10 protein-coding genes are annotated in these 17,844 nt (G+C 66.4%); all 10 read right to left on the bottom strand.

Annotated elements, in window-relative coordinates; all coding sequences use genetic code 11:
• Window positions 1-53 precede the first annotated feature (53 nt).
• Window positions 54-3,560, bottom strand: coding sequence for a double-strand break repair helicase AddA (gene addA / locus WBP07_RS04280; protein ID WP_395394465.1), 3,507 nt, complete (start codon window positions 3,558-3,560; stop codon window positions 54-56).
• Window positions 3,557-6,577: a PD-(D/E)XK nuclease family protein gene (locus tag WBP07_RS04275; RefSeq protein WP_395394464.1), complete on the bottom strand. Its 3,021-nt coding sequence runs from the start codon at window positions 6,575-6,577 to the stop codon at window positions 3,557-3,559. The genes addA and WBP07_RS04275 overlap by 4 nt, the downstream gene beginning before the upstream one ends.
• The gene (locus WBP07_RS04270) at window positions 6,570-7,295 is read right to left on the bottom strand and encodes a nucleotidyltransferase family protein (RefSeq protein ID WP_395394463.1); all 726 of its coding nucleotides are present in this window, start codon (window positions 7,293-7,295) and stop codon (window positions 6,570-6,572) included. The genes WBP07_RS04275 and WBP07_RS04270 overlap by 8 nt, the downstream gene beginning before the upstream one ends.
• A complete protein-coding gene (locus tag WBP07_RS04265; RefSeq protein ID WP_395394462.1) occupies window positions 7,292-8,290 on the bottom strand; it encodes an aminoglycoside phosphotransferase family protein in 999 nt (332 codons plus the stop codon). The genes WBP07_RS04270 and WBP07_RS04265 overlap by 4 nt, the downstream gene beginning before the upstream one ends.
• Before the next feature lie 98 nt (window positions 8,291-8,388).
• A complete protein-coding gene (gene tsaE / locus WBP07_RS04260; protein WP_395394461.1) occupies window positions 8,389-8,835 on the bottom strand; it encodes a tRNA (adenosine(37)-N6)-threonylcarbamoyltransferase complex ATPase subunit type 1 TsaE in 447 nt (148 codons plus the stop codon).
• Window positions 8,832-11,192, bottom strand: a complete 2,361-nt coding sequence (locus WBP07_RS04255) for a PAS-domain containing protein (protein ID WP_395394459.1) — start codon at window positions 11,190-11,192, stop codon at window positions 8,832-8,834. Before WBP07_RS04255 ends, tsaE begins: the two co-directional genes overlap by 4 nt.
• Window positions 11,193-11,442: 250 nt before the next feature.
• Window positions 11,443-12,858, bottom strand: a complete 1,416-nt coding sequence (gene ahcY / locus WBP07_RS04250; RefSeq protein ID WP_395394457.1) for an adenosylhomocysteinase — start codon at window positions 12,856-12,858, stop codon at window positions 11,443-11,445.
• Between the two features lie 408 nt (window positions 12,859-13,266).
• Window positions 13,267-15,453: a catalase/peroxidase HPI gene (gene katG, locus WBP07_RS04245; RefSeq protein ID WP_395394455.1), complete on the bottom strand. Its 2,187-nt coding sequence runs from the start codon at window positions 15,451-15,453 to the stop codon at window positions 13,267-13,269.
• A 508-nt stretch (window positions 15,454-15,961) separates the two neighbouring features.
• Entirely contained in the window at window positions 15,962-16,222 is a 261-nt protein-coding gene (locus tag WBP07_RS04240) for a hypothetical protein (RefSeq protein WP_395394454.1), read from the bottom strand.
• A 110-nt stretch (window positions 16,223-16,332) separates the two neighbouring features.
• Entirely contained in the window at window positions 16,333-17,841 is a 1,509-nt protein-coding gene (locus WBP07_RS04235; RefSeq protein ID WP_395394453.1) for an L-lactate permease, read from the bottom strand.
• Window positions 17,842-17,844 lie beyond the last annotated feature (3 nt).

The following is a 17,844-nucleotide window of genomic DNA, read 5'->3' as shown; positions in this document are numbered from 1 at the left end:
GAACGCAATCTAGGGACGAATTGTTGCGTGGCAACGTCCCCGTCCGCATAGCTTTACTGAGGCGGGGAAAAGTCCGGCTTGTGCGCCGCCAGCACATCGGACGGCACTTCGATCAGGCGCGGGACGGACGTGTAGAGCAAGGCGACCTCCACCGCGCGGCCCGGAAAGGCCACATCCAGCGCGGCGGCATAGGCCGCCATCTGCCGCAGGACGCCCCTCGGCACCTGATCGAGCCGTTCCGGCGGACGACGCGCGGTCTTGTAATCGACCAGGCGCACGCGGCCGGGCTCCACCACCAGACGGTCGATCGTGCCGGCCACCACCTGCCCGCCGACAACGGCGGCCACCGGCACTTCGGCCAGGCTTTGCGGGCCGAACAGCTCTGCCCATTCCGGCTGGTGGATCACCGCCAGGGCACTGTCCAGCATGGCCTGACGCATGGGCTCGTCCATGTCGGCCGCATTGCGGGCCAGCCACTGCCAGCCCGCTTCCTCGCGCGCGTCTACGGAAACGTGCGGCAGGCGCTCCAACAGCTTGTGCACCAGCGTACCGCGTCGCAAGGCATCGCGCCCGGCGCCCGGCGGGAACGGCGGATCGGGCGCATCTTCCTCACCCAGCGCGGATGGTGCCAGCGGACGCGGCGGGCGCGGTTCGGCAGGGGCGACGCGTTCCAGCCAACGCGGCAGCGGTTCGCGCAGCGGCAGTTCGGCGGATACCACTTCGGCCGACAGCGGCGCGGGCGGCGTTCCGTAATCGCAACGGCTGCCCCAGATCGCGTCCTCCGCTTCCGCCCCGTCCTCGAACAGCGTGCGCAGGCGCGCGAACCAGCTTTTCTCCGCAGGGCCGTCGGTGTCGCGCTTGCCCAGTGCGCCGCCAACGAACAGCGCTTCCTCGGCGCGAGTCATGGCGACGTAGAGCAGGCGCCAATGCTCCTGCTCGTCCCCTTCGCGGTTTTCGGCGATCTGCGCGGCGATGCGGCCGACTTTCTCGTCCTTCGAGAGCGGCGGCAGCGGCAGTTTGCGGCGCGCCTCGCGCGGGTCGGCGAGTTCGAAACCACGCTCGCGCGCGGCTTCGGGATTGCCGGTGGCATCGGCCAGGATGACGATCGGCGCTTGCAGGCCTTTCGACCCATGCGCCGTCATCACGCGGACAAGACCCTGCGCGGCATCGGCCTCTCGCTTCAACTCGCCGTCGCCCGCATCGAACCACGCCAGGAAGCCCGCAAGGCTGGGCGTGTCGGTCATGACATAGGCCTGCGCGGCGTTGACCAGTTCGTCGATCGGGTCGTTCGCCTCGCTACCCAACCGCGCGACCAGCTTGCGGCGTGCCTGCCACGGGCCGACCAGCAGCCAGTGCAGCATCGCCTGCGGCGGCGCATAGTCGGCCAGCGCCAGCAGTTCGCCCAATTGCTGCATGGCCATGCCGATTTCGGGGCCGGATTGGGTGCGCAAGTGATCCCACAAGCGCACGTGCCTCTCACGATGGCCGAAGCGCAGCAATTGCTCCTGGCTCCAACCGACCAGCGGCGAGACGAGCAGGCTGGCGAGCGTCAGGTCGTCCAGCGGCTGCACCGCAAAGCGCAGCGCGGCGATCAGGTCCTTCACCGCCAGCGGCGCGCCCAGCCGCAGACGGTCGACGCCCGCCACCGGCACGCCCGCCGCATGAAGCCGCGCGACGATCAGCCCGGCCAGTTCCTTGCGCTGGCGCACCAGCACCATGATGTCGCCCGCATGGGCGCGGCGCGGCTTGCCCTTGTGCAGCGCAAAGCCGGGGCCGGTGGGATCGAGCCACGCCTTGACCTGCCGGGCGATCCGCTCCGCCATCTGGCGATCCGGCCGGGAAAGCCAGTTGGGCTGCGCGCCGTCATTGTCGTCGGTTTCGAGGGGTTCTTCTTCGTCCACCTCTTCGGCCACCGGCTGCCACAGAGCCACATAGCCGGGGCGTTCCTGCCCGACGTGGCGCTCGGCCGGACGGTCCAGGCCGAAGTTGCCGTGGCCGATGCCGCCGATGGCCTCGTCCACGAAGTCAAGCACCCGCTGCGCGGTGCGAAAACTGCGATCGAGGCCGAGTTCGACAAGGCGGCGCGGCACGATCCTGCTGCGCAGCATGTCCGCGTTGTCCGCCGCATCGTCCATCAGCCCGCGCACCCGGTCCGCCGCGCGGCGGAAGTTCTCCGGGCTGGTGCCCTGGAAGCGGAAGATCGCCTGCTTGTAGTCGCCCACCACGAAGAGCGTGCGCATCAGGTCGAGGTGCCCACTATCATGCTGGCCCTCACCGGCCCAGAACTCCTCCGCCATGGCGAAGACGATGTCCCACTGCGCGGCATTGGTGTCCTGCGCCTCGTCGACGAGGATATGGTCGAAGCGGCGATCCAGTTTGTAGCGGATCCAGTCGGCCGAAGCCTGTCCGCGCAGCAGATCGGCCGCGCGGCGAATCTGGTCGTCGAAATCGATCAGACCCTCGCGCTGCTTCGCCTCGTCCCAGGCGATGGCGAAAGCGCGGCCAAGGCGCAGCGCGGGGACGAGCCGGTCGGCCAGCCCCAACAGCGCCTTCACCTCGCGAATGCGGGCAAGGCACTCGCCCACGCGCATGGCATAGCCTTCGTAATCCGGTTCGAACTTCGCAAGGTTCTTGGCGCTGCGGACCGTGTCGTCCTTGGTGAACAGCGCACCGTAGATATCGTCCACCTGCTCGGCGCGCTTGGCCGGCGAGTGCATCAGCCAAGGCACCAACACGTCGGTCGCCTTGTGCGCGGTGGCAGTGTTCCATTCGGCCAGCACTTCGCAGCACCGGCGCAGCGAGCGCACGTCGAACTGGTCGTCCGCGCACATCGCCGCCAACATGTCCTCGCCCGCATCGCCGGGCAGGCCGAGCAGACGCAGCACATGATCGCGCATGTCGCCCGCCTGCCACGATCCCGGCCCGAACCAAGCCTCGCGCGCGTTCGCGCAGCGCAGCAGGAAGTCCATCACCGAATCCGGCCCATGCCGCAGCGAAAGCTGGGCGATGGCACGCAGCAATTGCGGATCGCCCAGAGCGGCCTCTTCGGCCTCCACCAGCAAATCAGAAAGCACCTGCCGCGCCAGCAAAGTGCGCTCGCGGTCTTCCATCGGGCGGGTGCCAGGAACGAGCCCAGCCTCCAACGGGAAGGTCGCCAGCAGCCATTGCGAGAAGGCGTGGATGGTATCGATGCGCAGGCCCCCGCCCGGGCAATCGAGCACGGCCGCAAACAACGTGCGCGCCCGCGCCATCGTATCGGGATCGGTGGGCGCGCCGATGGCATCGAGGCGCAGGAACAGTTGCGTCTCTTCCAGCCGCACCCATTCGGCCAGCGTGCCGTTGATGCGCGCCGCCATTTCGGTGGCGCCGGCTTTGGTGAACGTCAGGCACAATACCTGCGAAGGCGAAACGCCCTCCTGCAGCAAAAGCCGCAGCACGCGCGAGGACAGCACCTGCGTCTTGCCGGTGCCAGCCGAAGCCGAAAGCCAGACGCTGTCACGCGGGTCGACCGCCAGCATCTGGTTGCCGTGCAGCGGATGGACGGTAGCGGGCCCGCTCATGCGCCCTCTCCCGACTTGGGCTCGGGACGACCGCCAAGCGAGGTGATCCACTCGTCCAGCCGCATCAGCTGGTCGTAATCGGCATAGGAGCCCAGTTCCGGGTTGAGCCGTGCCGTGAAGGGCTCGGTGCCGAGGATCCAGCGGTCCAACGCGTCGTTCAGATAGTCCTCGGTATGCGGCATGAACTCATCCGGCAGCACGCCGGTGCGCTTGTTGCCTTCCTTCAGCGGGGTGGTGGTGTAGCCGATGGTGTCCCGTTCCTTGGCGCTCTTGGCCATCGACCAGTATTCGAACGCCTCCGCCTCGCCTTGAATCACTTTGTCGGCCAGGTCCTTGAACCCGCCCGCCTCGGCAATCATCGCCACCAGGCCGAGTTGCAGCGCAAAGCCTTCCTCCACGCGGCGCGTCGTCGGCGGGGAGCCGGTCTTGTAGTCCACCACCGCCAGCTTGCCGTCGGCCAAGCGATCGAGCCGGTCGGCGCGGCCATGCACACGGATTTCGCGATAACGCATTTCGCCGCGCGCCTCGGTCGCGATCACGCGGCGGCCGTGCGTCTTGTGCGCCAGTACGAGGTCGCGGAACGTATCAAGTGCGGCGGAAAGGCGCGGCCACCAGAGTGCGCGCATCAATGGGTGCGCGTTCTTCTCCACCAAGACCTGCTGCGCGATCATGTGCAGCCCATCGACCGGCTCCCCGGCCTTATGCCAGCGTTCCATGACCAAGTGCGCGACTTCGCCCTTCCATGCCGCGCTCGGCTCCGCATCCAGCGCATCGAGGCGCGACAGGCCAAGGATCGCATTGGCGTAGAATTCGTAAGGATCACCGCGCAGTCGATCGAGCCCAGTGACCGACAAATCGACGCGGCGCTGCTCCACGCTAGGCATCGGTTGCGGGCGCGGATGGGCCGGCACGGGCACGGCATCGTCGATCATGCGGGCAAGGCGCGGCGCCTCGCTCTCGACATGGCGTTCCGCTTGCTCGCCCAGCAATGCCTTCACACGCAACACGAAGCGCGAAGGAATCACCGGGCCGCCTGCATCGCGCAAGGCCCAGCTCAGCACCACTTCGGGTGCGCCCAATGCTGCGGCAAGGTCATGCGCAGCAAGGCCGATGCGGAAGTCCGCCCCCGGCACGCCCAATGCGCGCAGCACGGCGGGTGGCAGGAGTGCATCCTGCGACGGAGAGGCGGGCCAAGTGCCCTCCACCAGTCCGCCGCAGATCACCAAATCGGCGCGGCTCATGCGCGCTTCCAGCAGGCCGTAGATCGATACGCGCGGATGCCCGCCCCACGGCGGACGCACGGCGGCGCGGTCCATCACGTCGCGCAGCGTGGCATGGAGTTCGCGCGGATCGAACAGCGTACCCGCCGATGCGGCAGCGGCGCGCAGATCCTCGACCATGGCGCTGAGCGCGCGGCCGTCCGCGCCGGACCAGATCGCCTCTCCGCAAAGCTGCTCCGCCGCATCGACCAGCTTGCCCAGCATCATGTCGAGCGGGTCGCCCTCCGCCAGCGCGAAAAGCGGCGCCAGCACGGCTTCGACTTCGCCCCACCACTCGCCCAGTTTGCGCGCCTCGGCAATTTCCGCCAGCGCAGCAAGGCCGCCGCCGGGGCGCGGTCCGCGCAGTTCGCGGTCCAGCTTACGCGCGGATTCCAGCCAGCGTGCGCGGCCCTCGCCCGCGCCTGCCAGCGGATGGACCAGCAAGGCGATCAGTGGCACCGGTGCGGCCTGATCGGCCATGACTTCGGCCAGCAGCAGCATGAGCCGCCCGGCCGCCGTCTGCGAAAGCGGCTGGCCGGCAGTATCGTCGGCCGCAATGCCCCAGCGCGTGAGATGCGCGACGACGCGCGCGGCAAGCCCGCGATCCGGCGTGATGACCGCAACGCGGCGCTCCGGCACTTCCAGCGCCTCTCGCACCAGAATGGCGATGGCCTGCGCTTCCTGTTCGGGATGCGGGCTTTCCATCAGGCGCACACCCGGTAGGCGGCGCTTCTCCACCGGCAGGTCTACCCACAGCGTCGATGCCTGCGGCGGCAGGAACAGGTTTGAAATCACCGTACTGCGCGACGGCGGCGATGCGCCCGGGCCGGAGCGATGCCATGCGGAGACTTCCTCGCGCGAGACGCCCATGCGGTTCAGCAGCAGCTTCAGGTGATATTGCGGATGCGTTACCGCGTCATGCGCGCCGAACGGCGGATCTTCGGGCTCGGCCGGATTGCCGGCAGTGCCAAGCTCGTCCCACACGTCTTCCGGCAGCGAAAGGTCGAAGTCCGGCAGCACCACGCTGCCTTCGGGCAATTCGCTGACGACGCGCAGCATTTTCGCCAGCGCGGGCGAGGCGCTGGTAACGCCGGCCGCGACGATGGGGAACGGCGGCGGCGCGGCGCGCCATTCGTGCGCGGCATGCTCGAACAACTGGTTGCGGCGTTCCGGCGCGTCGATCTCGCCGCGATCGGCCAGTTCCGCCAGCCAGTATTGCTGCACTTTCAGGAAGGTGCGCGTGTTGTCCGTCCAGTGGCTGGCGAGTTCGCCGACGACACCGATCACGCGTTCGCTCATCAGGTCGAGCGGAGCGATCCCCTCGACCAGCAGGCGATCCATCGTGCGGCCAAGTTCCCAGGCGCGCCGCAGCAAGGCAGCACCCTTGCCGGCCTCAGCGCCGTCCACATCGCGCAAGTACTGCGCAAGCCGCAGCCAGCGGCGCGTGGGATCGGCGGCGGGTGCAATGTCCGCCGCGCCCAGCGGATCGAGCAGCGGACCCAGCGTTTCGTCAAGGTCGAGATCGCCCACCACCGCCATGCGCGGCAGCAGCAGGCCGGGCTTTTCCACCGCGCCGGCGTGGCGCACGAACGCTTCCGTCACCGTACGCACCGCGCGGCGGCTAGGCAGCAGCAGCGTCAGCCGGGCGAAGCCGAGTTCGCCCTCTCCATGTCGTGCGGCCAGCCCCGCCACCAGGGCATCGGCGAAACCGCGGTGGGCAGCAATGGAATAGACTTTCCGCCCGGCCCTGTCAGGCACGGGTCAGCCATTCCTCGGTGGGCTTGATCATGTCCGGCGAGCCCACTTCGAACCACAGGCCGGTATGGACGATGCCGAACAGCCGCCCTTCCTCGATCGCGCGCGTCCACAGCAGGTTGGTCGAGAACGGCCCTTCCGGCGCGTCGCGCAGCAGGCGCTTGGAAACGATCTGGATGCCCGAATAGATGAACGGCGCGACATAGCCCGGCTTGCGGCGGATCACATGGCCCACGGTATCGAGGTGGAAGTCGCCCTCCCCCCGGTAGTTCATCGCGCGCGGGTGCGGCACCAGCAGCAGCAGCGCATCCATCTTGTCCTCATCCCACGCCAGCGAGAGTTCGTGGAACACGTCCACCGGGCCATCGAGCCAGATGTTGTCGCTGTTGAGGCAAAAGAAAGTATCGGGCAACAGCGGGGCGGCCTTGACCATGCCGCCGCCGGTTTCCAGCAATTGCTCACGCTCGTCGGAGACGGCGATTTCCGGGCCCCTGCGGCGGACCTTCAGGTGCCCTTCCAGCGCATCCGCCAGATAGTGGACGTTGACCACGGCCTTGGCGATGCCGGCCGTGTCCAGCTTGTCCAGCGTATGGTCGATCAGCGACTTGCCGGCCACGCGCACCAGTGGCTTGGGCTGGGTGGCGGTCAGCGGGCGCATCCGCTTGCCGATACCGGCGGAGAGCACCATCGCGGTATCGCTGGCGAGCGGCGTCTGGTTCATGCCGTAAAGCTCCCGCCGTTGGCTGCGCGCAGTTCGTCGGGCACGTTGGCATCGAACCAGCGCGCCACCGGCTCCAGCGCCGGGTGGGCCAGATCGCGTTCAAGCTGGGCCCAGACGCGCGGGATCAGGTCCAGATAGCGCGGCTTGCCGTCGCGCTTGAACAGGCGCACGAAAATGCCGACGATCTTGGTGTTCCGCTGCGCGCCAAGGCGGGCGTAATCGGCCAGGAACGTTTCGCCGTCCATGCCGGTGGAGCGCAGGTAATGGTCGAACATTTCGGCCTCAAGCTCCGGCGAAACGTCGCGGCGGGCGTCCTGCAGCAGCGAGACGAGATCGTAAGCAGGGTGGCCGACAAGTGCGTCCTGAAAGTCCAGCAGGCCCTGCTTCTCCAGCGCGCCCAGCAGCATGATGTTCTCTGCATGGTAATCGCGCAGCACGGTGACGCCGGGGCGCTGGCGGGGCAGCATTTCGCCCAGCACGCTCTCCCATGCGGCAGTAAAGCCGGCGGCATCGACGTAGAGATTCTGCGCCGGCGCATACCATTCCAGGAACAGCCGCACCTCGCGCTGGTACTCGCTCATCGAATAGTCGAGGAACGGCCCGGGCGGCAGCTTGTGGAGCTGCACCAGCGCATCGACCGCGCCCTTGTAGATCGCGCGCTCGTCATCCGGCCACTGGTCGATGTAGTCGCGCATGCGCGCATCGCCGAAGTCTTCCATCAGCACCAGCCCGCGATCGGCCCGCTCGGCCAGGATGCGCGGTGGGCGCATGCCGTTGGCGTCTAGCCAGCGCGCGGCGCGCAGGAACGGCTGCGGGTCTTCCGTAGGCGGCGGTGCGTCCATCAGCATCGCAGATTCGCCGTGCGACCCGCGCACGCGGAAATAGCGGCGGAAGGAGGCATCGCCGACCAGCGGTTCGACAGCGGCACCGTGCCATCCGGCATCGGCAAGGAAAGGCTCAAGGCCCTCGGGGAGATTAGCGGGAATCGTGCTCATTTCGGGATTCGCCCTAGAGCATTTTCAAGTCAGGTGGAAACACCTGACAACTCGGAAAATGCGACAAACCAACAACAGGGGTCGCCGGTCTGACGAAGTCAGAACGCAAGGCGATCCCGCCAATCCGCCCCCCCTTCGACAATGGCGATCCGTCCCTCTTCCGCAACTTCCAGCGTAATCGAGAGGCAGCCCGGCTCATGCGTGAAGCCACCGGCATGGCCGGGCCACTCCGCGATCAGCGCGGCGCCCTGCCGATAGTCGTCCAGCCCGATCTCGTCCGCCTCCGACGGATGGGCGAGGCGGTAGAAGTCGGCATGGACCAGCGGAAGGCGCACGGCCGGGGGATCGTAGACTTCGACAATCGCGAAGCTGGGCGACGGCACTTCGCCCTGATGCCCGAGACCTGCGATAATCGCGCGGGCCAGCGTGGTCTTGCCGGCGCCAAGGCCGCCCTCCAGCGCCACCACGTCGTCGGGCCGCAGGACTTCGGCAATGGCGCGACCAAAGCGGTCCATCGCGGCGAGATCGGGAAGATCGATTTTCATTCGGGCAGTTCCGCCACGGCGCTGGTCCCCTTGCCACGTTCGGACAGCAACCGCAGCGTGCCGCCATGCGCCTCGACCAACTGGCGCGCCAGCGGCAGGCCAAGGCCCTGGCTACGCTCAACGCTCTTGCCGTCCGCGCTCTGTTTCATGCCGTCCAGCGCGAGCGCAAGGCTGCGGCTGTCCATGCCCTGCCCGCGATCCTGCACGAGGATCTGCACCACGTCCTCACCCTCGGCCGACTTGCGCCGCGCCATCTGCACGAGGACGCGCTGCCCCCGCGGCGAAGCGGCAATGGCATTGTCGACAAGGTGCCCGACGGCACGCGCCAGGCGGCGGCGGTCACCCTGGAACGGGCGCAGCAGGCCATCGGCGCGCAAGTCCAGCACCAACCCGGCGCGTTCTAGGCGCGCCGACCGCTCCTCCACCACCGCGCGGATGAAGGGCATCGGGTCGATCTCTTCCTTCTTGAGCGGCAGCAGGCCGGCCTCGCTCTGCGACAGGTCGAGCAGGCTGTCGATATGCTCGCCAAGCTGATCGACCGAGGCGAGGATGGCGGCGACATATTCGTGCCCACCGGGATTGAGATCGCCGCCCACGCCGGCTTCCAGCAGTTCCGCGAAACCGCCGATCGAGGTGAGCGGCGTGCGCAGTTCATAGCTGATCTTGGCAAGGAAGCGCGTCTTGATCGCATCCGCCTCGATCAGCGCCTCGTTGCTTTCGCGCAGCGCGGCTTCGGCCTTCTGCGAATCCGTGATGTCCAGCACTGCCAGCAGGCCATTGCCGTCCGGCAGCGGCACGCCGGCATATTCGAGCATGCGGCCGTCCGCGAGGGCGATGCGACCACCCTTCTGCGCACGGTCCAGCGCGGCGGCGCGCACGGCGTTGCCCACGGTCTCGACTTCAGCCGGGCGCTTGAGGCGTGGGCCGATCTTCTTGAGCAGCGCTTCCACGTGCGGATGCGTGTCGAGGAAGTCCGTCTCCAGCCCCCAATCGGCGGCAAAGCGGCGGTTCCAAAGCTGCACGCGGCCATCGGGCGCGAAAACGGCAACCGACTCGTACAGGCTGTCGAACATCGCCGTCCGCGTGCGCAGCAGCGTGTCGCGCACGGCCGAAAGGCGCAGTTGCTCGGTGCGATCCTCGGCAATCAGCAGCAAGCCGCCATCGGGCAGCGGTTGAGCAACGATGCGCAAGTGCGTGCCGTCCGAAAGCGTCCAGGCTTCCTCATGGCTTTCGCTGGAGGCGAACCACGCGCCCTTCTCTCGCCGCCATGCCGGGAAATCGCGCACTTCGGGGACGCGCCCGGCATCGCGCGCGGCATCGAGCAGGCGCTCGAACACCGGCGGGTCCTGAAGCGCGTTCTGGTTCAGCTTGAACAGGCGCTGGAACGGCTGGTTCGCGAAGCTCAGGCGTTTGCGGCCATCGAACTGGGCGACGCCCGCCGAAAGCTGATCGAGCAGTGCGCGCTGTGCATCGCGGAATGCGCGGAAGGAGCGCGACATTTCCTCAAGGTCTTCGATGTCCACCGCGTAACCGGCAACGCCGTCATCACCCAGCGGCAAGTCGCTGACGCGCATGGCGCGGCGTTGGCCGTCGATCGTGGTGGAAACGATGCGCTGGATCGGCGCGCCCTTCTGCGCGGCGATGCGCGCCACTTGCGCCGGCGTGACGCCGTCGACGATCTCCACCAGCTCGGTGCCCGCAGCGACCACGCCCTGCGCGCTTTCACCGCTGACTGCGGTGACGTAGGCCGAGTTCACCAGTTGCAGTTCGCCGTCCGGACGGCGGAACCACATCGGCATCGGCGCCGCCTCGATCAGCGAGACCAGCGCGGTGAAATCGCCGCGCGCGCGCGCAGCCTCGTCACGCAGGCGGACCAGTTCGCCCTCACTGTCCGAAAAGTCGAACAGCCAGACCAGCGCGGCTCCACCGGGCGAGACTTGCGGATCGGCCAGATGGCCGCGCAGTGCCAGCGAGCGCGCGGAATTGCGTGGGGTGACCACCATGCGGAACGGCGCGGCGGTCTTCTGCGTGCGGCGCACGGCCTCAGTCAGTTCGGCCAGCTTGTCCGTCGGCAGGCCGCGATCTCCGCCGTCAAGTTCGGACAGGAACTGCGGCACCGTCTCGAAACCCAGCCATTGCGCGACGCGTGGCGGCCCCTCGATGCGGCCGTCAGAGCGGACCAGCAGCGGGATCGCCGGCGATTCTTCCACCATGCGGGCCAGCCGGCGCGCGGAGCGAAGCTGCGCTTCTGCGCGTTTCTGGCGGCTTCTTGCGGAAAGCACCGCCCAGGCCGCCGCCAGCATCCATGCGGCGAGGAGCAGCCCGATGATGAGGGGGACGAAGCGTTCGTGATCCATTCGCTTCAGGCTATGCTTGCCCCAGCCTGCAAAGACAATGGGGAGAGTACCGTGGTGCCGGTACTCTCCCCATGTTGTTCGCGGGTTAGGTATGGTCTTTGACGCTTCTTTTCCCGTCATCCCCGCGAAGGCGGGGATCCCGCTTGTTCTGCGGGCACGAAAGAAAGGAAGCGGCCCCCCGCCTTCGCGGGGACGACGGGATTATGTGGCGATCTGTATAGATCGACCGCAAATCCCGCCTCCAACCCAATCAGTAGCGGTAGTGGTCCGGCTTGAACGGACCGGCTTCCGGCACGCCAATGTAGTCGGCCTGCTTCTTCGACAGCTTGGTGAGCTTCACGCCCAGCTTGTCGAGGTGCAGCGCGGCAACCTTCTCGTCGAGGTGCTTGGGCAGCACATAGACTTCGTTCTTGTACTCGTCGTTTTTGACGAAGAGTTCGATCTGCGCGAGCGTCTGGTTGGTGAAGCTCGACGACATGACGAAGCTGGGGTGGCCGGTGGCGCAGCCCAGGTTCACCAGGCGGCCCTTGGCGAGCACGATGATCTGCTTGCCGTCCGGGAAGGTAACCAGGTCGGTGCCCGGCTTGACTTCCTTCCAGTCGTAGTTGTCGAGCGCCGAGATCTGGATCTCGCTGTCGAAGTGGCCGATGTTGCAGACAATCGCCTTGTCGCGCATCGCTTCCATGTGCTCGCCAGTGATGACAGCTTCGTTGCCGGTGGCGGTCACGAAGATGTCGCAACGCTTCACGGCGTCTTCCATGGTGACGACTTCATAGCCTTCCATGGCGGCCTGAAGGGCGCAGATCGGGTCGATTTCGGTGACCATCACGCGGGCGCCGCCGTTGCGGAGCGAGGCAGCCGAACCCTTGCCGACGTCGCCGAAGCCGGCGACGCAGGCAACCTTACCGGCCAGCATCACGTCGGTAGCGCGACGGATCGCGTCGACCAGCGATTCCTTGCAACCATAGAGGTTGTCGAACTTCGACTTGGTGACCGAATCGTTCACGTTGATCGCGGGGAACGGCAGCTTGCCGTCCTTGGCGAGGTGATAGAGACGGTGAACGCCGGTGGTGGTTTCTTCCGAAACGCCCTTGATGGCCTTGACCGAGGCGGTCAGGTAGCCCGGACGCGCCTTGAGGAAGGCGTTCAGTGCGCGAACGAATTCGATTTCTTCAGCGTTGGTGGGCTCGAACAGCGGCTCACCGGCTTCAACGCGCGCGCCCCAGAGCGCGAACATGGTGGCGTCGCCACCGTCGTCGAGGATCAGGTTGGCGGTCTGGTCGGGGTTTTCGTCGGTCGACCAGTCGAAGATCTTGCCGACGTAGTCCCAGTAATCGGCCAGCGATTCACCCTTGATCGCATAGACCGGGATACCGGCGGCGGCGATGGCGGCAGCGGCGTGGTCCTGCGTCGAGAAGATGTTGCAGGTGGCCCAGCGCACTTCGGCGCCGAGAGCGACCAGCGTCTCGATCAGCACGGCGGTCTGGATCGTCATGTGCAGCGAACCGGTGATGCGTGCGCCCTTGAGCGGCTGCGACGCGCCGAATTCCTCGCGCAGCGCCATCAGGCCGGGCATTTCGGTTTCAGCGATGGCGATCTCGGTACGGCCGAAATCGGCGAGCGAGATGTCGGTAATGGCGTAGTCGGGGGCGGTGGTCGTGGCCACGGGCGCTAACTCCTGGAAGTGTTGCCTTTACGGCCCCCACACCGGGATGGCGAAGGGTGCCGCGATGGTGCCGTCCCTACCCGCTCAGTCAGCTCAAAGCAAATATAAAGATATCTTTATATCCGATTCTCGAAAGCTCTTGTCGCATCGTTCGCGGACACGAGAAAGGGGCGGGAGACCGCACTCCCCCGCCCCTTACCGCATCGCTTCGACTGGATCGAAAATCCGCAGCAGGCGGATTTCGGCGGCACCGGCCCACTCCCGTCCCGAAGAACACGAGAAGGTCCGGGGGACCTTCTCACTGAGGGGGCCGACCTCCCATCAAGGGTACACTAGTGGGAGGTCGGGTGGGGGAGTGGGCCGGTGCCGCGCAGGAAAATGCCCCGAATGGGGCATTCTCCCACACCCTTACGCGAGATCGAAGCGATCGGCGTTCATGATCTTCACCCACGCGGCCACGAAGTCCTTCACGAACTTCTTGCCCGCATCGGCGGCAGCATAGACTTCGCTCAGTGCGCGAAGCTGCGAGCTGGAACCGAACACCAGGTCGGTCCGCGTCGCAGTCCACTTCTGCTGGTTGCTGTCGCGATCGGTGCCAATGAAGGTTTCGTCCGCCTCGTCATCCACTTGCTTCCACGCCGTCTTCATGTCGAGCAGGTTGACGAAGAAGTCGTTGGTCAACTGCCCTTCGCGCGTGGTGAAGACGCCGTCCTTCGACCCGCCGAAGTTGACGCCCAGCACGCGAAGGCCGCCGACCAGCACCGTCATCTGCGGGGCGCTGAGGCCCAGCAGTTGCGAACGGTCCACCAGCAGCTCCTCGGTGGGGACATTGTACGGCACCTGGAGATAGTTGCGGAACCCGTCCACGCGCGGCTCCAGAACGGCAAAACCGTCAACGTCGGTCTGTTCCTGCGAGGCATCGACGCGGCCCGGCGTGAACGGCACCTCGATCGGGGTGCCGGCATCGGCCGCCGCCTTCTCGATCCCGACGCCGCCGCCAAGCACGATCAGGTCCGCGATCGAGACGCTGCCGCCGGATCCAGCCTTGATATCCTCATAGACCTTCAGAACCTTGGCCAGCTTGGCGGGTTCGTTGACCTCCCAATCCTTCTGCGGGGCAAGACGGATGCGCGCGCCATTGGCGCCGCCGCGATGGTCGGACGAGCGATAGGTCGATGCGGAGGCCCATGCGGTGGACACCAGTTCAGACACCGACAGGCCCGAGGCGCGGATCTTGTCCTTCAGGGCAGACACGTCACCGACGGTCGAACCGCCACCCTTGGGCAGCGGATCCTGCCAGATGAAGTCTTCAGCCGGCACTTCGGCGCCCAGATAGCGCGCCTTGGGGCCCATGTCGCGGTGGCAGAGCTTGAACCAGGCCTTGGCGAACTGGTCTTCCAGCCATGCCGGTTCGGCGCGGAACCGCTCGATGATCTTGCGGTATTCCGGGTCTTCCTTGAACGCCATGTCGGCGGTGGTCATCATCGTCGGCAAGCGGCGATCCGGGCTGTGCGCGCCGGGGGCCATGTCTTCCGGCTTCTGGCCAATCGGCTGCCATTGCTGCGCACCGGCGGGGCTGCGGACCAGCTCGTAGTCGTAATCCAGCAGCATGTGCAGATAGCTCATGTCCCACTTGGTGGGCGTGGGCGTCCATGCACCTTCCAGGCCGGAGGTGATCGTGTGATCACCATAGCCGCTTTCATGCCCGCTCAGCCAGCCGAGGCCCTGCTGCGCAATATCGGCACCTTCGGGCTCGGCGCCGACCTTGGCGGCATCACCCGCGCCATGGCACTTGCCGAAGGTATGGCCGCCCACGGTGAGTGCGGCGGTTTCGACATCATCCATGCCCATGCGCGCGAACGTCTCGCGAATGTCGCGGGCCGAACCGAGCGCATCGGGATTGCCACCCGGGCCTTCCGGGTTCACGTAGATCAGGCCCATCTGGATCGCCGCCAGCGGGTTTTCCAGCGCCATCTCACGCTCCGGCTGGATGCGCGTTTCGGCGCCCTGGCCGACCCATTGCTCTTCCGTGCCCCAATAGACCGCGATCTCCGGCTCGAACACGTCAGCACGGCCGCCACCAAAGCCCAGCACCGGCGCGCCCATCGATTCGAAAGCGACGTTGCCGGCCAGGATCATCAGATCCGCCCAGGACAGCTTGTTGCCGTACTTCTGCTTCACCGGCCAGAGCAGGCGGCGCGCCTTGTCCAGGTTGGCATTGTCCGGCCAGGAATTGAGCGGGGCGAAGCGCTGATCGCCGGCGCCGGCACCGCCGCGTCCGTCACCGATGCGATAGGTGCCGGCGCTGTGCCAGGCCATGCGGATCAGGAACGGGCCGTAGTGCCCATAATCCGCCGGCCACCACGGCTGGCTGTCGGTCATCAGCGCGGTAAGGTCTGCCTTTACCGCAGCAAGATCCAGCGACTTGAAGGCAGTGGCATAATCGAAATCGGGGTCCATCGGGCTGGGATCGGCCCCGCCCTGCCGCAGGATGTCGAGGCTGAGCTGGTTGGGCCACCAGTCACGGTTGGTACGTCCGAGGAGCGATCGCACGGGTTCGCCGTGCATCGGGCAGCCACTGGTCTTCGCGTCCATGGATTTTCTCCTTGTTGATCCTCTTCCCGCCCCTTTTTTGGATCCTCTTCCGGGGTTGGGGTCCTTTAAGTCATGGAATGGCGGGAGGCAGACAGGCGCTTATGCAAGCCGCAGGAGCCTGCTGGAACGAAGCGCCGAAAATCCTGAGGTCCCTGGCCGTGGGCAATCTCCCGGAATCGTCTGCCGATAGCGGGACATTGCCAGAATACGTCATGCGATCAAAGGCCGCGCTGTACTGATGTTCATGCAAATTTCCGATTATCAATCGAGGCGGACTAGATGAGGGCAAAGTATCGCCCTTCGGTGCGACCTGACGATGACAAGGCCTGATCTGCTCATCCCGCGCAGGACACAGTCCGGCGGCGGCACCAAATGGCCCGATCCGAAATGTCTTTCGGACTTATTCCTGTGAATTTCGGTTGGCGGGGTATTTTCCGCCTCCTGCCGCGCTCGGTGGTGACTTGGGGCAGGAGGCGGAAAATGGCGACGCAGGAGAACCGAAGATGCTTCAGGTTCTTGCGACGCACTCCCTTGCGGGCAGACGAACAATCATCTGCCGCGAAACGCCTGGAAAGACGGGCGGAAAAACGGGCGGAAAAAATTGAGCAGTGCGGTGGCTCGCCATTGATCCAACGATGAAATCCGGGACAACGCCTGCCGCCATCATGTCAGCCTTATCAAGCACAACGCATGCCCTGACACGCGCTGTCGCCGCCAAATATTGCATGGATAAGACAATCATCGCAATGAACAAGTCAACACCGCTCAAGCGAATGCGAAATAAAATGGCGGACAAATTTCGAAAAAATGGTTAGCGCCCCGTAAACAAAAACAAAAACGTCGCACTCTGGTAGACGCCTGTTGTTCGCTTCGGCCGGTCTAGGGCAGCACGGCCTGCAGCAAAAGTATGAGCACGCCCGCCGCCACCGTGTAGCCAAGGCAGATCGGCACCGTGCGCTTCAGCGTCTCCCCCTCCCGCCCGACAAGGCCCACCGTCGCCGTGCCGGCCACTATGTTGTGGGGCGCCATGATGTTGCCGATTGCGGAACCGACGCTCTGCCCTGCCAGCGCCAGCCCATAGGGCAGCCGCACCGCATCCGCCGCCGCGACCTGGAAGTTGGCGAAGATGATGTTGGAAGCGGTTCCCGACCCGGTAACGAAGGCACCCAGCGCCCCCACCAGCGGCACTGCCAGCGGCCAAAGCCGGCCGAACAGCGTCGTCGCGCCGACGGCCAGCGCGTCGATCAAGCCGCCATGCACCATGAACCGTGCCAGCGTCAGCACGGCGACCAGCGCGAGGGCGACCGGCGGCATCCGGCGCGCCGCCGCAACCATGGACGCCCCCATCACCGAAGGAGAGGATCGATGCACTATCGCCGTCGCCAGAAAGGCCACGAAAAGCATTGTGCCGGGATGGTAGAACGGCAGCATCACATCGCCAAAGCCAGTGCCGTACGTCCACTCGATCCGGTTCGCGCGCAAGGCGGTGCGCAACGGATCGATCAGCCGACTGGCCAGGATCAGCAGGACCAGCACCACGTATGGCAGGCCCGCCATCACCACCGCCTTCGCGCCCGGCCCAGCCTTGGTAGAGGCCGCCCTGCCGCGCCGCAGCCACGCCGCGAACAATCCGCCGCCCAGCAATGCTCCGCCCAGCGTCGGCAGTTCCGCCCCGGTAAGCGCGGCAATCAGGGCGGCGGCGGCAAAGAAGCATGCCGCGGCGATCAAGGCGATCCTGCGCGCATGCGGCAAGCCGGACCGCACGGCCCCGCCGGCGCCCTGCTCCATCGTCGCATAGTGGACGACGAAAAACGTCATCATCCAACCCAGGCAGGCATGTAGCAGCAGGATTTCCAGCGACAGCCGCCGCTCATCCAGCATGGCCGCTTCCAGCAGCGGAACCATCGGCGCGCCCACCGCCCCGAACGATCCGCCCACCACATGCCCCAGCAAGGCCACCAGCACCGCGCGCGGCGCAGGAATGCCCAGCGCCACCAGCATCGGCGCGACAATCGCCACCGGGGTACCGAAGCCAGAGGCGCCTTCCAGGAACATCGCGAAGAACCACCCCAGCAACAGCGCCGTCGCCGCCGGATCGCGGGAGATCGAGGAAAGCCACTCACCGATCACCGTCGTGGCGCCGACGCGGGTCTGGTATTCGTGGATAGAAAGCGCGGGAAAGATGATCCAGAGAATGGTCGCGGCGGTGAATGCCGCCTCCAGGATCGGCCCGGCCAGATCGGCCGGCGTCTCTCCGAACTGGAAGGCGACAACCGCGACGACCGCCGCCGTCACTGCCGCCAGCGTGCCCGATGCCGCCGCCGACCAGCGCAGGACGATCATCAGCACCATCAGGACGAGAATGGGAAGAAGCGCAAACCCCGCCACGGG

Origin of the sequence: Novosphingobium oxfordense (assembly GCF_044029435.1) — a bacterium.
In the GTDB taxonomy this organism is placed as follows: Bacteria; Pseudomonadota; Alphaproteobacteria; order Sphingomonadales; family Sphingomonadaceae; genus Novosphingobium.
The sequence above is the reverse complement of the archived record's forward strand: the minus strand, read 5'-3'. Positions and strand labels throughout refer to the sequence as shown.

Bases quoted from the DNA above. Each gene is read 5' to 3' on its own strand.
- addA (WP_395394465.1), bottom strand. From the start codon at position 3,560: ATGAGCGGGCCCGCTACCGTCCATCCGCTGCACGGCAACCAGATGCTG.
- WBP07_RS04270 (WP_395394463.1), bottom strand. From the start codon at position 7,295: ATGAACCAGACGCCGCTCGCCAGCGATACCGCGATGGTGCTCTCCGCC.
- WBP07_RS04265 (WP_395394462.1), bottom strand. From the start codon at position 8,290: ATGAGCACGATTCCCGCTAATCTCCCCGAGGGCCTTGAGCCTTTCCTT.
- tsaE (WP_395394461.1), bottom strand. From the start codon at position 8,835: ATGAAAATCGATCTTCCCGATCTCGCCGCGATGGACCGCTTTGGTCGC.
- WBP07_RS04255 (WP_395394459.1), bottom strand. From the start codon at position 11,192: ATGGATCACGAACGCTTCGTCCCCCTCATCATCGGGCTGCTCCTCGCC.
- katG (WP_395394455.1), bottom strand. From the start codon at position 15,453: ATGGACGCGAAGACCAGTGGCTGCCCGATGCACGGCGAACCCGTGCGA.